Source organism: Solibacillus sp. FSL W7-1472 (assembly GCF_037969775.1).
Taxonomy (GTDB): domain Bacteria; phylum Bacillota; class Bacilli; order Bacillales_A; family Planococcaceae; genus Solibacillus; species Solibacillus silvestris.
In genome coordinates this window covers 1038207-1053303 of record NZ_CP150208.1, presented here as the reverse complement: position 1 = coordinate 1053303, position 15097 = coordinate 1038207, and the positions used below count along the sequence as shown (strand labels likewise).

Here is a 15097-nt window from a genome sequence, read left to right as displayed (position 1 = left end):
CAACTACTTTACGCATGAAACTTTACGAGGAGCTCAATTTCCGTTTTTCCGCGTCCCATCATTCTCGCAATTTCTTCGATTGTTTTTCCGTTGCGATAATGATTGATTACTTGCTGTTCAAATGTCAGGTTTTGTTCTTGAATTTCATTGTCTTCAGAAAGTGTTTCCGCTTTTTCTAAAGCTTCATTGTCCTTTTCTTCAACCTGCTGCTGTGTCTTTTGCTTTTGATAGGCACTTGCTGCTTGCTTGACCGGTACGAATTTGCGCGGTTCCATTTCCTGTTCTTTTACCGGTTGTTCTTTTATAGTCTGCGCCGGTCCTTCTTTACGGGTTGATGCGGCCTTTTGGGCAACATTCGGTTTTTTCAGTTCACTGATTAACCGGTCGTTTTCTTCTTTCATCTCCATTAAATATACGCTAATCGCATTGTCCATTTCATTAATCAGTTCATTTTGGCGCTTTTCTATATTCTGAAATTTAGAAAGCTTACTATATAAAAGAACAATTACAAAAATCGTAATCATCTGGATGAGAAATAAGGTAATTACAACTGCGATCATGATGACTGCTCCTAGCCACTAAAATCAAAAAGGTTCCCTTTGAACGGGTGCTGCACTTTTTGTTCTAGCTGTTCCTTATTTTTCTTGTTTTCTTGAGTTTGCTCTTGTCCGTTTTGGGAAGGCTTATCCTGTTCCTCATCCTTGAGGGCGTTCAGATGCTCTGTTTCATTGACGGATAATTGTTTGCGTTCCAGTTCCCTATTCAATGCTTCATTTGCATGCATTTGCTGCAGGATTGTATTTTGTTGACGCTGATCGGCCATCTTTCCTGCCTCAAATGTTTTAGGAATCGCAATCTGCAATTCCAGGCCCTTTAAACTCATAACGCCGCCTCCTTACGTATTAATCATTTCTGAAGACAATAATTTACGTAATTTAAACAATGCTTTTGAGTGAATTTGCGAAATTCTAGATGTGGACAGGTCCAGTATTTCACCGATTTCGGTTAATGTTAATTCTTCCGAGTAAAATAAACTAATGACAAGCTGTTCTTTTTCATTCAGCTTTTTAATATTTTCAGCCAAATCGCCTAACAGTTCTACATGAACGCTATGCTGCTCCGGTGTTTTCGTATTGTCATCACGGATAACAAAGGACTTACCTTCCGATTCTTCCTGGTCCAGCTGCTCATTGATGGACAGCACATTAGAGAAAAAATGTTCCTGGAAAGTTTGGTACACTTCTTCGACAGGCAGATTCATATGTGCTGCAACTTCTTCTGCTGTCGCATGTCGCATCAGCTTTTGCTCAAGTGACTCAATTTGCGATTCCAGTTTTTTTGCTTTTTCACGCGCTGATCTCGGGAGCCAGTCCTCTTTTCGTAAACCATCGAGGATAGCACCACGAACACGGAATGAAGCATACGTATCAAATTTTAAATCTCGGTTTATATCAAATTTATTTAACGCATCAAACAGCCCCATCATCCCAAGACTCATTAAGTCATCTCTGGAAATGTTTTTCGGAAGCCCGACAGCGATACGCTGTACATGATAGGATACGAGTGGTTTAAACTTTTTTATTAATAAATCGCCTGCTTCGGGATCACGGTTCTTTGTCCAACGAACCCATAATGATTGTTCGTCTCTATGCCTTTGTTCTGTCAAACATACCCACCCCTTTTTTGAAAAGTAACATATTTATGTTTATTATACCAAAAAGCCTTTTAATATACATTTAATCCAATAATTCGACACAGTATTTCCTTATATTCTGCGAAATAAAAAAGAGCCGGATATACGACTCTTTTACCTTGAAAGGGATTCATCGCCTTGAAGCATCGAACGAACGACTTGTGCAATTTCTTCCGAATTCTCATCTTCAACTTCCTTTGCCGGAAGGTCGCTTTGCGGAACAGCCTGTGTTTTGTCCGTCTCTTTCGCAACTGCTCCCGGAAGCTCCTCTTCTATTTGTAACAAATCAGGTGATTCCGGTGTATAAAATACATACCCAAGGAAATAACGGATAAGAAACATTAAACTAAATGCAATGACAGCAACGACAAAAGCTGTGCCAATCGTCGGCAGTGGCAACGCATACGGATTTTGAATTGCAGCGATAAAATATACAGCGAATGAAAATAGTGCTGCCCAAAAATTATAAAATATTGAACCAAACATTAAATTTCACTCACTCCTTTATTGACGGTACGAACTGAAAGCATGCTCGTTTCAGGGTTAAACTCAATCGTACGACCGCTGTTACCGCCCGTATCTTCAGCGATGAGCGGTATGCCCAGTTCTTTTAACTGCGCTTTTACAGCTTCCACATTTCTAGGTCCAATCCTCATCGAATCTTTGTCTGCTGTAAATTGGAACATTTGTGCACCACCCGCAATTTTCGCCTTCAGCTTAAAGCGTTGTGCTCCTTCTTGTTTTAAAAGATCAACTAAAGCAGCAATTCCGGTATCGGCAAATTTTGCGGCATTCATTGTTGCCGTGCGATTTAAACTAGAATCCGGCAGCATGACATGGACCATACCGGCAACTTTTTTGGAATCGTCGTAAATGACTGCACCAACACAAGAACCTAAACCCGAAGTACGGATCGTTTTAGGAACTTTTACGATATCCATTTGTGCAATACCTACTTTAATCACTTCGCTTGAATGGGTAACTATCATGTCGTAGGCACTCCTAATGCTTTAAAAATCGCTTCAAATGAATCAGGTTCAGGTAACAGGAAAAACTGCCCCTTTACCGCGTCATCATCAGACATGACTTCTTCATATATGGACGTGTTAATGACGATGACTGTATCGCTTACTTGTGAAAGTTCAATTAGGCCGATACTAATAATCGCACCAAACATATCCACACTCAATCCAGGGACAGTCGGATAGATTTTCAGCCCTGTAAAATCGGATAAGGCCGATAAATAAGAGCCGGATAAAATATTTCCCATTTCCTGCATTGCCGATAAGCCCATTTCTGAATACGGAGGTGTGTGAAAATCAAATGATTCATCCTGAATAAGACTTCGAATAAATCGGTTTGCCTGCTCAATTGGCAAAATGAAAAACATGCTTCCTTGGGCATCCCCTTCTATACGAAGATAAATACCGACGACAGCATTTTCCGAGCCGCCAGCGAGTTCCATCATTTCATTAAACGAGGCCATCTTCACGTCGGGTACACGCATATCGATCTTTTTTCCCAATAAATTCGATAATGCCGTAGCCGCATGTGCTGCACCAATATTTCCGATTTCCTTTAAAACATCTAAATGCAGCAATGTGATTTTTTCACTAAAGTTCATTTTCAATCCCTACTTTAATAGATTCCAGGCAAGCGAAGCTCACCCGGAAAATTATTCATTGAATTCAATCGAACGGATTTAACACTTTATCTAAGTGAAGTAAAATTAATAAGCGGTTTTCCAATTTTGCGACACCAGCGATAAAATCTTCTTCTAATGAGCCCACCACTTCCGGCTGCTGTTCAATGGAAGATGCATCGATATCCAACACATCATTTGCTGAATCTACTATAAAACCGACTTCCATCGTTTCCAGTGTAATAATAATGATTCGAGTTGTTTCCTCGTTCCCTGAAACCGGCAATTCAAACCGTTCACGTAAATCGATAACAGGGGTTACAACACCTCGAAGATTAATGACACCTTTTACATAACGTTCTGTTTTTGGCACACGTGTAATATGCATTAATTTTTCGATTCCTTTTACGTGCGAAACAGGAATGGCATATTCTTTATCTGCTAATTGAAACACAATTACTTTCAAGTTTTTTTGCTCTGTTGCATTCGTCATCCTTCACACCTCTTATCCTTTTACTTCATTAGTGCGTTACAGTCTACTATTAACGCCACTTTTCCGTTTCCTAATATCGTCGCACCTGAAATCGCAAAAATGTTCGTTAAGTAGTTTCCTAATGATTTCAGCACAATTTCCTGCTGACCGATAAATGAATCAACTACTAAACCAGCTAATTTATCGCCTTTACGGACAATTACAACTGAATGGAAGCCATCATCTTTTTGTTCAGCGCGCGGTACTTCAAAAATTTCTTCCAGGAATACAAGCGGTACAACTTTACCACGGAAATCGATTACTTTTTGATTATGGGCATTTAAAATATCTGAATGACGGATAATCGATGTTTCAATAATAGATGATAACGGAATTGCATAAATTTCATTTTCAATTTCTACAAGCATGACTGAAATAATTGACAGTGTCAGCGGTAATTGGATCGAGAAAACTGAACCGACATTTTGAGTTGATTCAATCGAAATATTCCCGCCTAATGATTCAATCGTTGTTTTAACAACATCCAAACCGACACCACGGCCTGATACATCCGAAATGACGTCCGCTGTTGAGAAACCAGATGCCATAATTAGCTCGTTAATCTGCTTGTCTGTCATCGTTAATGACTGTTCATGTGTAACAATCCCTTTAGACAACGCTTTTGCCAATACTTTTTCTCGGTTGATTCCTGCCCCATCATCTTCAATCTCGATGAATACATAGTTCCCGCTATGATAAGCACGAAGTTCCACCGTTCCTTCTTCCGGTTTGCCTTTTGCACGGCGTACTTCCGGACTTTCGATTCCATGGTCAACTGAGTTGCGGATCAGATGAACCAACGGATCTCCAATTTCATCAATTACTGTGCGGTCAAGCTCTGTTTCTGCACCGACAATATTAAGTTCGATTTTTTTATTTAAATCACGCGATAATTGACGTACCATTTTCGGGAAACGGTTAAATACTGTGTCTACAGGAACCATGCGCATCGTTAAGACGATATTTTGCAGGTCACCCATTGTACGGCTCATACGTTCAACTGTTTCATTCAGTTCACCGTGATTCACGTCACCGGCAATTGTTAAAAGACGGCCGCGATCAATCGCAAGTTCTTCAAACAAGTTCATCAATATGTCTAGGCGTTCAATATTTACGCGGATCGTTTTACTCGATGCATGACCCGATTTACTATTGTTTTTAACAGCTGCTGTTTTTGGCTGTTCTTCAGACACGGCAGTTACAGTTTCCTCTACTGCTGGCTGTGATTGTACTTCTTCTACAGGTACTTCGATGGCCGTAGTTTTTGTAACAAATACATCTCGGCTGATTTTATTGACAACTACACGATCGACCTCTGATACTTTCATGAGCATCTTTTGCAAATCTTCAGCTGACTCTTTTGAAATAAAGGCAACGTGGAATTCACTATCAAACTGTTCTTCTTCTAATTTATCTACTGTCGGCGAAGATTTAATGACATCTCCATTTTTCTCCAGTATTTCGAATACCATGAACACACGAGCCGCTTTTAATAAACAGTCTTCACGCAAAAATACTGTAATTTCAAATGCATTGAAATCTTGTTCAGATGATTGCAGAATGACTGTTTTTTCAAAATCATCATAGGACAATTTTAATTCCAATCCTTGGGCTGGCTGTTCAAGCTCAGTTGCTACTACTGCAGCAGCAACTTCCTGTTCTGCCATTGTTTCTTCTGTATCGGTAGTTGCAGGTTCGCCTGCTTCAATGCGCTTTAGCTTTTCCACTGTTGCCTGCACATTGCGTTTACCGTCGCCGCCATCAGCAATGTCAAATACCATTTCTTCTAAATGGTCGACTGATTCGAAAACGACATCTAAAATTTCTGCGTTCACTTTAATTTTACTGTTGCGGATCGCATCTAATATATTTTCCATTTTATGTGTTAAATCAGCTAAATCTTCAAAGCCCATTGTTGCTGCCATACCTTTTAAAGTATGTGCCGAGCGGAAAATCTCTCCGACAATCGTTAAATCTTCCGGATTTTTTTCAAGTTCCAATAAGTGTTCACTGCATGCTTGTAAATGTTCTTTACTTTCTTCAATGAACATTTCTAAATATTGATTTAATTCCATTTAGAGGGCACCCCTTTTTAAGGCATATATTTCATAATTGTTCTGGCAATATCATCAACATCCGCCACTTCATCTACAAGCTGCGTTTCCACGGCAGCTTTTGGCATTCCATATACGATACATGTTTCTGCTGACTCGGCAATAGCCGTGACATTCCCTGTTTTTTTGAGCGAGACAAGTCCTTTTGATCCGTCATAGCCCATTCCGGTCATAATGACGGCAATTTTATCGAATTCCGAATACTGACTGACATCTTCAAACAAGACGTCTACAGACGGGCGATGTCCCGCTCTTGGCGGTTCCTGATTATCGAGGACTACAGCAAATGCCGATCCGACTTTTCTTAATTTAAGATGATAGCCACCAGGGGCAATATAGGCCGTTCCCTTTTGCAATAGGTCGCCTTGTTCTGCTTCTTTTACATGAATTTCACTTAATTGATCAAGTCTGGCTGCCAATGATTTTGTAAATCCGGCAGGCATATGCTGCACGATTAAGATCGGTGCATCCACATTTGCGGGAATTTTTGTAATAACTTCCTGTAAAGCTCTTGGACCACCTGTTGAAGTTCCGATTAAAATGATTTTCTTCGAAGTTTTGCTCCACTCCGTCTTTTGGGTCGGTACATCAATTTTGATGGTTGGTTTAGTCATGCTTTTTAGTTTTGATTCTTCATTATGAAGAGGTTGACGGATTGTTCTACTTACAACAGTCGATTTTTCGTATGGTTTTCTCAGTTTTGAAACCGTTACTTTAGATGCCTCTTCCACTTTTCGTACAAGTTCATCTTTAATTTTATGTAAATCCAATGAAATGGAACCGCTTGGTTTTGCAACGAAATCGACTGCTCCGTACTCCATTGCCATTAATGTATTCTCTGCACCGCGCTTTGTCGTACTTGAAAGCATGATGACAGGCAATGGGTACTTTTGCATGATTTCTTTTAACGCTTCCATCCCATTCATTTCCGGCATTTCCACATCCATTGTCACGACATCGGGTTTAAGCTGCTCAATTTTTTTTATGGCGTCTTTCCCATTACGGGCCGCCCCGATGACCTCAATATGCAGATGATCCGAAAAAAAATCGCTTATTAGCTTCCGCATAAAGGCGGAATCATCAACAACTAGCAGTTTTGTTTTCTGTAAGTTGCTCATTTACTCACGCCCTCTCGAAAAGATGCTTTTTAATTTTGATATAAATTTCATCGACTCATTTGTTGCATGTACTTCTTTCATTACTGCCTGCGTTGTTAAAAATTGCTCTACAATTTTATCCATTGTTTTTGTGACAGGGGCATCAGGATAGAGCAATGCAAATAAGGCTTGCTGACGTACCGCTTGACGCACAACAGGGTCTTCCGGCAGCGATCCTAAAATCGATACTTCCTTTTCCAAAAAACGTTGCATCACTGTTTTCAGGCGCTGTGTCGTATCTTGCCCTTCCTCGATGGTAAATGCTCGATTGCATAATAGATAAAATTTCTTCATCGGGTCTTTTAGATGGATAAATTTCATCATAGAATAGGCATCCATAATGGATGTCGGTTCCGCGGTAGAAATAACGATAATTTCTTCTATGGATGTTAATAGATCGAGTGACCAATCCACAACACCGGCTCCCATATCAAATAAGACAAAATCATAATTTTTCTGCAATGTTTCAAAAGCCGTGATTAAACGTGCAAAAACATCAGGAGACCATTCCATTAACGACGACATACCGGTACCGCCGGAAATATAGCTTACCCCTTCCTTTGTTTCGCAAAGAACATCTTCCAGCGGCACTTGACCATCCAGGTAATCTTTTAAACTGTATTTCACGGAGCTTCCTATGAGAATGTGTACATTACCCATGCCAATATCCATATCTAATATAGCTACTTTTTTCCCCTTTTTAGATAATAGGGTAGCGAAGTTTGTCGTGAAATTACTTTTACCAACTCCACCTTTTCCACTAACAACTGCAATTGATCGCCCTGGCTTATGTTCACTTTCAAGCATCTTCTGACGTAGTTTTTCAGCTTGATCTTTCATCGGAGTTCTCCTTGAAGAAAAGTTCTAGTAAATTATCACTATTAGGTTGTTCGATATCTTCTGGTACTTCTTGACCATTTGTATAATAAGCTAGTCCTTTATTATATTTAATCATTAAATTAAACATAGTGCCAATAGAATTTGTTTCATCAAGCTTCGTAAAGATAAATTTTCCAATATGCAAGTTCGCAAATTGTTCAATAATTGATTCTAAGTCTTTTTGCTTAGACGTTAACGATAAAACTAAGTAAGATTCTACTTGTTCACTAAATTGTATCAATGACTTTAAATCATCTACATATTTCGCTTCTTTGTAGTTTCTACCGGCTGTATCAATAAAAATTAAATCCAGATGGTCAAACTTTTGAAGCGCCTCTGCATAATCTGTTGGATTATAGACAACTTCAACCGGGGCCTGCAGCAATGCAGCATACGTTTTCAATTGTTCAATCGCAGCTATACGATAAGTGTCTGTTGTTATAAAACCGATTTTCTTTTTCTTTTCAAGTACAGCGCGTGCAGCCATTTTCGCAATCGTAGTCGTTTTCCCAACACCGGTTGGACCTAGCACGTTAATATATTTTTTCTCATATGAAATTCCGCTAATCGGCAAGTCATACAATTCTTTTCTTAAATAATCTTTGGCAACTTCCTGCATTTCGTTCCATGTCATTTGTTTGCCATGCTCGTTATAATACATAAAAAGCTCATCACTGATTTTTGTGATAAGCTCCTCTCCAAGTTCCTGCTCACGTAGAAAGTCGATAAATGATAAGAGTTCATCAGGATATTGAGACTGTGTAGACATACGTTGCATCGATTGCATCATCGATTTTAAATCAGCAATTTCTTTGATCAAGTTTTCAGGTAAGCCAGCAGCACCGTTTTGCGGAACTTTTGTATGTTGTTCCACAGACGATGCTGCTTCGCTGATTCCTTCCTCTTTCAATTGCGGTGCAAATGTCGGAAGGTCTTCAAAAGACGGTAATGAAGGTTTCTTTTCCAACGCGTCATATCCTGCCACGACTTCATAGCTTTTATTTTTTACTAATCCGAAAAACTTTTTCGTCACGACGACTTTCGAATTCAGAATAACTGCATCTTCCCCTAGATCAGCGCGAATTTGTTTCATTGCTTCAGCAATGGAAGGTGCATTGTATTTTTTCATCTTCATTCAACATTCACCACCCCTACACTTTGAATTTCAACGGCTGCATCCAATTCGTTATACGAAAGAATCGGGACTTGCGGGAAATAACGTTCTGTCAGTTGTCTTATGTACAGACGCACACCCGGCGAACATAAAATAATTGGCGACTGTTCCGTATAGGAAACACGCTCCACTTCTTTCGCAATAGCTTCCAATACGAATTGCGACTGCTGCGGATCCATCGCTAAATAGTTGCCATGGTCTGTTTGCTGAATGCTGTCAGCTACAAGTTTTTCGACTTTTGCAGACACTGTAATAACTTTTAGCGCTTGTTGACCGTTAATAAATTGAGATGTAATTTGTCTAGCCAATGCCTGTCTCACATACTCTGTTAAAATATCGGGATCACTAGTAAGCTTTGCATAATCTGCTAATGTTTCGAAAATAATCGGCAAATTCCGTATCGAAACATTTTCACGCAATAATTTTGCCAATACTTTTTGTACTTCCCCTATTGATAATGGTGTCGGAATTAAATCGTCCACTAAAATGGCATGTGTTTCGCGTAAATGATCGATCAATTGCTTCGTCTCTTGACGGCCGAGCAGATCGTGGGCATTTGCACGGATAATTTCGGTTAAATGTGTAGAAACAACACTTGGCGGATCAACAACTGTATAGCCGAACATTTCCGCATCCTCTTTTACTGCTTCTGTAATCCATTTTGCAGGCAGGCCGAATGATGGCTCGATTGTATCAATACCATCAATTGAATTATCATCCCCCGGACTCATTGCCAAATAATGATCCAGTAACAATTCACCTCTTGCCATTTCATTTCCCTTTATTTTAATCCGGTACTCATTTGGCTGCAGCTGAATATTGTCACGGATACGTACAATCGGTATGACAATCCCAAGCTCCAATGCAAGCTGACGACGGATCATAACAACGCGGTCCAGTAAATCCCCGCCCTGTGCTGCATCTACTAAAGGAATTAATCCGTAGCCAAATTCGAATTCTATCGGATCAACATTTAATAGATTAATAACATTTTCCGGACTTTTCATCGTATCAGAGGCAACTTCCTCTTCGAATTCCATAATTTCTTCCGGTGTTTCTTCCTTTTTACGGTCCATTAAGAATGCGCCAACCGCTAATGCGGTTGCAATCGGAATCGTAATCCAGTCTGGAATCGGTGTAAATAATCCGAGCAGGAGAATTGTACCTGCAGCTACATACAATAGCTTGGATTGTGCAAATAACTGTGCTGTAATGTCTGAACCAAGATTTCCTTTTGAAGCAGCACGTGTTACAACAATCCCTGTCGCAGTAGAAATTAATAAGGCTGGGATTTGCGATACTAGTCCATCACCGACTGTCAGCATCGAATATTTAGATGCTGCTTCAGCAAAGCTTAGCTCCATCTGAATCATACCGATGATCATACCGAACAGTAAGTTAATACCAACCATAATAATCGAGGCAATGGCATCCCCTTTTACGAATTTCGTTGCACCATCCATTGCTCCGTAAAAGTCCGCTTCGCCGGATACTTTTTCACGGCGTTCCCGCGCTTCTTTTTCCGAAATCATTCCGGCGTTTAAATCCGCATCGATACTCATTTGCTTACCCGGCATCGCATCCAATGTGAAACGTGCAGCAACTTCTGCAACACGCTCCGAACCCTTTGTAATTACGATGAACTGGATAATAACTAGTAATAAGAAAATAACTAAACCTACTAAAATATTACCGCCTGTAACGAAATTACCAAATGTCTCTACTACTTTACCTGCGTCACCTTCCGCTAAAATGGCACGTGTTGTCGATACGGACAATGCCAGACGGAACAGTGTTAATAATAGAATAACAGTAGGGAAAATCGAGAAATCGAGCGCTTCCTTCATATTCATCGAAGTTAATAATACGAGTAGTGCCAATGTAATATTAATAATAATTAAAAAACTGAGTAGCCAATGTGGAAGAGGGATAATGAGCATCGCTACAACCATAATCACTGCAGCTAAAACCCCTAAGTCGCGTATTTGCATTGTTGTCCCTCCTGAAATCTATGTCAAATTTTGCGTTTGATTCGGTATACATATGCAAGAACTTCGGCAACAGCTTTGAAAAACTCTTCCGGTACAGCCTGGCCGATTTCAACCTGGTCATACATCGCACGGGCAAGCGGACGATTTTCTACCATAATGACATCATGTTCTTTTGCAATAAGTTTTATTTTCTGTGCGACAAAATCGGTCCCTTTTGCTACAACTTTCGGCGCATCCATCATATCTTCGTCGTATTTTAAAGCAATCGCAAAATGGGTCGGGTTTGTAATGACAACATCTGCAGCAGGTACTTCCTGCATCATTCTGCGCATCGCCATTTCACGTTGACGCTGTTTAATTTTCGACTTGATCAACGGGTCACCTTCTGCATTTTTATGCTCATCTTTAACATCCTGTTTCGACATTTTCAATTGTTTCTCATATTCATGCCGTTCATATAAATAGTCAAACAATGCAATGAAAACGAGCATAATCGACGCGGCAATTCCCATAATTGCCGACATATATGCTACAGTGGCCAAAATTTCTGCCGGGCTATGTAAAGCAAGCGACAATACATCTTCCAGATATATAATTATGACAACGGTTGTCACGGTTCCGATTAACGTTACTTTCAATAATGATTTAATTAAATTGACGATTGCACGTACAGAAATAATCTTTTTGATCCCTTTAATCGGATCCATTTTTTTCAAATCTATTTTTAATGTTTCTGTTGTAAAAAGTAAGCCAAACTGAAAAAAGTTAGCTCCAATACCTGCAATAATGGCAATGACCATAATCGGCAGAACGATAATTGCCATCTCTTTAATGGACTCAACATACATATCCATTACGGTTTCAGCGTTCAGCGTTTCAATTAACATATTGCGGTTAAGTGCTTGTAATAAAAAATCTTTCATTCCTTCGTACATGAATGGTGCGAAGAAAAGTAAAAAGAAAAATGACAATAGCAGTAATACGGCAGCTGTGACGTCCTGACTTTTTAATACTTGTCCTTTTTTTCGTGAATCCTGCCGCTTTTTCGGTGTTGCTTTTTCCGTTTTTTCACCTGCAAAAAACTGAAGGTCAACGTTAATTAATAGCTTTCTTTCCATGTTAGCCACCACCTAAAATAACCATTAAGTCACGTAAAGAAATAATCATAAATTCAATTAGCTCCTTCATAACCCCCACTAATACACCCATTGTCACAATCAATACAAGAAACCCTACTGCAATTTTGATCGGGAATCCGATTACAAATATATTCATTTGCGGTACCGTTTTCCCTGTAATTCCTAACGCTAATGTTACTAAAAATAATGTTGCAACTATTGGAGCTGACATTTGAAATGCTATGGCAAAAACAGAAACAAATATTTTAATAATAAACAATGCGGTTCCTTCTTCACCGAAATTCGGGAAAAACTGATCCATCGGCATAAATTGATAACTATAATAAATACCATCTAAAATAAGATGATGACCATTTATTGACAGCAATAATAAAAGCATTAAAAAGTTTAAAAACTGCCCCATCAACGGAGACTGGGCACCTGTTTGCGGATCGATAATATTCGCCATCGCAAAACCCATCTGGAAATCGATAAATCCGCCTGCTATTTGAACAGCGGAAACGATAATCATCGCGGCCAATCCTAGCATGAGCCCGATAATTGCCTCTTTTAAAACGAGCAGCAAGTAAAACGCATTAATTTTAAACGGCTCGATATTAAACGTATAGTACATCATCCAAGCTAAAGCGACAGCCAATATAATACGCACTTGCGGTGGTATTGTACGATATGAAAATAAAGGGACGGAGACGAAAAATGCAGAAACACGTACTAAAATTAATAGCAATATTGATAAATTCGGTAATAATTCCGTCATTTACTCACCCAATATACCGAACTAGGTTATTTAAAATATCGTGAAAGTAGTCCGTCATCTTGCTGATCATAAACGGGCCAAAAAAAATAATCGCCACTAAAACCGCTACGATTTTAGGTACGAACGCCAATGTTTGTTCTTGAATGGAAGTTGTTGCCTGAAATATACTGACTATTAAACCACTGATAAGCGCGATTAATAGTAAAGGTCCCGAAACTATCAATATCGTGAATACTGCATTTTCTGCAATTGCAATGACCATTTCCTGTGTCACTTTATATCATCCCCTAAAAACTTTGAAGTAAAGATTTCATCACTAAATACCAACCATCGACGAGTACAAATAATAAGATTTTAAATGGCAGTGAAATCATTACTGGAGGCAGCATCATCATCCCCATTGACATCAGTGTGCTTGCGACCACCATATCAATAACTAAAAACGGAATGAAGATCATAAAACCCATTTGAAAAGCTGTTTTAATTTCACTTAACGCAAATGCGGGTACTAACAGTGTCATCGGAATTTCCTCGATGGAATCCGGATACTCCGCCTGATTATATTCGATAAAAAGCTCTAAATCCTTTTGCCTTGTATGCTGAGCCATAAATTGTTTAAACGGAATCGTCGCCCGATCATACGCCTCTTCCAAATTAATTTCTTCATCAAAAAGCGGTTGTAATGCCTGCTCATTTACTTGTTGGAAAGTCGGCGCCATAATAAAGAATGTTAAAAACAATGCCAACCCGATAATTACCTGGTTAGGCGGCATTTGGTTCGTCGCAAGGGCTGTCCTAGTAAACGACAAAACGATGACAATACGCGCAAAAGAAGTCATTAAGATTAATAGACTCGGTGCTAAAGATAGAACGGTTAACAGGAATAACAGCGTAACCGATGTGGATACATTTCCGGGATCACTTTCAGAAAACACGGAAAGAATGTCGTTCATCGATCATCACGCTCCTGTTCTTTCCAACGCTCCAGCTCATCACTTCGTTGTTGCTTGATTTTCCCGATTTTTTCATTGAACAAATCATTGAATTTAGGGCTTTCCGAAATATCTTGAGGGCGTTTTTTTTGTGAAAACTTATTAAATAATTGTGCTATATAAGGTGAAGTATTCACCATGCTCTGTTTAGTTTCGATTTGATTCAGTAAATGGTCGATTTCTTCCTCGGAATCAATTTCCTTCAGAAGCTGAATGTTATCGCCGACACCCACTACATAAACTCGTTTTCCAATTAACAATAATTGTACAGACTTTTGCTGTCCTACAGACATGCCACCGATATTCTTAATTACGGCATTTTGTTGATAGTTGAAGTTACGCTTGTTTAAATACTTTAAAATGAACAATAATAGCCCTATGACGAAGACAAGTGCTATTAAAACTTTAAGATAATCCCAAAATCCAATACTAACGGATGCCGAGTCAGTTTGTTCTGTGTCGGCATCCGGAGTATTTTCATCTGAAATTTTTTCTTCTGAACATACTTCAAGGTTTTCATTACAGTTTTCGTATACGTTACTTACCATCGCAAAAGTTCCATTTGAGTTTGGTGTAAATAATGCCGTCATCCATACAATTCCAACAGCGAGCCAAAATCGAAATGATTTTTTTGCTTTCATCACATCAACCTAAAGCTTTTTGAATCGCTTCGATTACGCGATCTGCTTGGAAAGGCTTTACGATAAAGTCTTTTGCACCTGCTTGAATCGCATCGATTACCATAGCTTGTTGGCCCATTGCTGAACACATAATAACTACCGCGCTTGGATCCGTGCCTTTAATTTCTTTTAATGCTGCAATACCATCCATTTCAGGCATTGTAATATCCATCGTTACTAAATCCGGACGTAATTCATTGTACTTTTCAACCGCTTGAATTCCGTCAGCTGCTTCCCCTACTACTTCAAAACCATTTTTCGTTAAAATATCTTTGATCATCATGCGCATGAAAGCTGCATCGTCCACAATTAAAATCCTTTTAGACATAATCTAATTCCTCCAATTA

At 39.3% G+C, this 15097-nt stretch carries 18 protein-coding genes; all 18 read right to left on the bottom strand.

Features of this window, described 5'->3' with window-relative positions:
- Positions 1-8: 8 nt before the first annotated feature.
- The 18 genes from MKY07_RS05060 to MKY07_RS04975 all read right to left on the bottom strand — a co-directional run bounded on the left by MKY07_RS05060 (position 9) and on the right by MKY07_RS04975 (position 15078).
- The gene (locus MKY07_RS05060) at positions 9-560 is read right to left on the bottom strand and encodes a hypothetical protein (RefSeq protein ID WP_087615394.1); all 552 of its coding nucleotides are present in this window, start codon (positions 558-560) and stop codon (positions 9-11) included.
- Between the two features lie 11 nt (positions 561-571).
- Positions 572-883 (bottom strand): RNA polymerase subunit sigma, encoded by a 312-nt coding sequence (locus MKY07_RS05055; RefSeq protein ID WP_339263988.1) that lies wholly within the window; start codon positions 881-883, stop codon positions 572-574.
- 12 nt (positions 884-895) lie between these two features.
- The gene (locus MKY07_RS05050; protein ID WP_008403257.1) at positions 896-1666 is read right to left on the bottom strand and encodes a FliA/WhiG family RNA polymerase sigma factor; all 771 of its coding nucleotides are present in this window, start codon (positions 1664-1666) and stop codon (positions 896-898) included.
- 141 nt (positions 1667-1807) lie between these two features.
- The gene (locus MKY07_RS05045) at positions 1808-2179 is read right to left on the bottom strand and encodes a multidrug transporter (protein WP_339263987.1); all 372 of its coding nucleotides are present in this window, start codon (positions 2177-2179) and stop codon (positions 1808-1810) included.
- Positions 2179-2682, bottom strand: a complete 504-nt coding sequence (locus MKY07_RS05040; RefSeq protein ID WP_008403259.1) for a chemotaxis protein CheD — start codon at positions 2680-2682, stop codon at positions 2179-2181. Before MKY07_RS05040 ends, MKY07_RS05045 begins: the two co-directional genes overlap by 1 nt.
- Positions 2679-3317: a chemotaxis protein CheC gene (locus tag MKY07_RS05035; protein WP_087615397.1), complete on the bottom strand. Its 639-nt coding sequence runs from the start codon at positions 3315-3317 to the stop codon at positions 2679-2681. Before MKY07_RS05035 ends, MKY07_RS05040 begins: the two co-directional genes overlap by 4 nt.
- A 64-nt stretch (positions 3318-3381) precedes the next feature.
- Positions 3382-3828 (bottom strand): chemotaxis protein CheW, encoded by a 447-nt coding sequence (locus MKY07_RS05030; RefSeq protein WP_008403261.1) that lies wholly within the window; start codon positions 3826-3828, stop codon positions 3382-3384.
- Between the two features lie 20 nt (positions 3829-3848).
- Complete coding sequence (locus MKY07_RS05025) at positions 3849-5942, bottom strand: chemotaxis protein CheA (RefSeq protein WP_339263986.1); 2094 nt, start codon at positions 5940-5942, stop codon at positions 3849-3851.
- 17 nt (positions 5943-5959) lie between these two features.
- The gene (locus tag MKY07_RS05020) at positions 5960-7099 is read right to left on the bottom strand and encodes a chemotaxis response regulator protein-glutamate methylesterase (protein WP_065216412.1); all 1140 of its coding nucleotides are present in this window, start codon (positions 7097-7099) and stop codon (positions 5960-5962) included.
- Complete coding sequence (locus MKY07_RS05015) at positions 7100-7978, bottom strand: MinD/ParA family protein (RefSeq protein ID WP_065216413.1); 879 nt, start codon at positions 7976-7978, stop codon at positions 7100-7102.
- Positions 7962-9152: a flagellar biosynthesis protein FlhF gene (flhF, locus tag MKY07_RS05010; RefSeq protein ID WP_339263985.1), complete on the bottom strand. Its 1191-nt coding sequence runs from the start codon at positions 9150-9152 to the stop codon at positions 7962-7964. The genes MKY07_RS05015 and flhF overlap by 17 nt, the downstream gene beginning before the upstream one ends.
- The gene (gene flhA / locus MKY07_RS05005; RefSeq protein ID WP_339263984.1) at positions 9149-11182 is read right to left on the bottom strand and encodes a flagellar biosynthesis protein FlhA; all 2034 of its coding nucleotides are present in this window, start codon (positions 11180-11182) and stop codon (positions 9149-9151) included. The genes flhF and flhA overlap by 4 nt, the downstream gene beginning before the upstream one ends.
- Before the next feature lie 23 nt (positions 11183-11205).
- Positions 11206-12300, bottom strand: a complete 1095-nt coding sequence (gene flhB / locus MKY07_RS05000; protein WP_339263983.1) for a flagellar biosynthesis protein FlhB — start codon at positions 12298-12300, stop codon at positions 11206-11208.
- A gap of 1 nt (position 12301) precedes the next feature.
- Positions 12302-13078 (bottom strand): flagellar biosynthetic protein FliR, encoded by a 777-nt coding sequence (gene fliR, locus MKY07_RS04995; protein WP_339263982.1) that lies wholly within the window; start codon positions 13076-13078, stop codon positions 12302-12304.
- A gap of 4 nt (positions 13079-13082) precedes the next feature.
- On the bottom strand, positions 13083-13352 hold the full coding sequence (gene fliQ, locus MKY07_RS04990) for a flagellar biosynthesis protein FliQ (protein WP_008403270.1): 270 nt from the start codon (positions 13350-13352) through the stop codon (positions 13083-13085).
- A gap of 13 nt (positions 13353-13365) precedes the next feature.
- Positions 13366-14031, bottom strand: coding sequence for a flagellar type III secretion system pore protein FliP (gene fliP, locus MKY07_RS04985; protein WP_339263981.1), 666 nt, complete (start codon positions 14029-14031; stop codon positions 13366-13368).
- Positions 14028-14711, bottom strand: a complete 684-nt coding sequence (locus tag MKY07_RS04980; protein WP_339263980.1) for a flagellar biosynthetic protein FliO — start codon at positions 14709-14711, stop codon at positions 14028-14030. Before MKY07_RS04980 ends, fliP begins: the two co-directional genes overlap by 4 nt.
- Before the next feature lie 4 nt (positions 14712-14715).
- Positions 14716-15078 (bottom strand): response regulator, encoded by a 363-nt coding sequence (locus MKY07_RS04975; protein WP_008403273.1) that lies wholly within the window; start codon positions 15076-15078, stop codon positions 14716-14718.
- Positions 15079-15097: the final 19 nt, after the last annotated feature.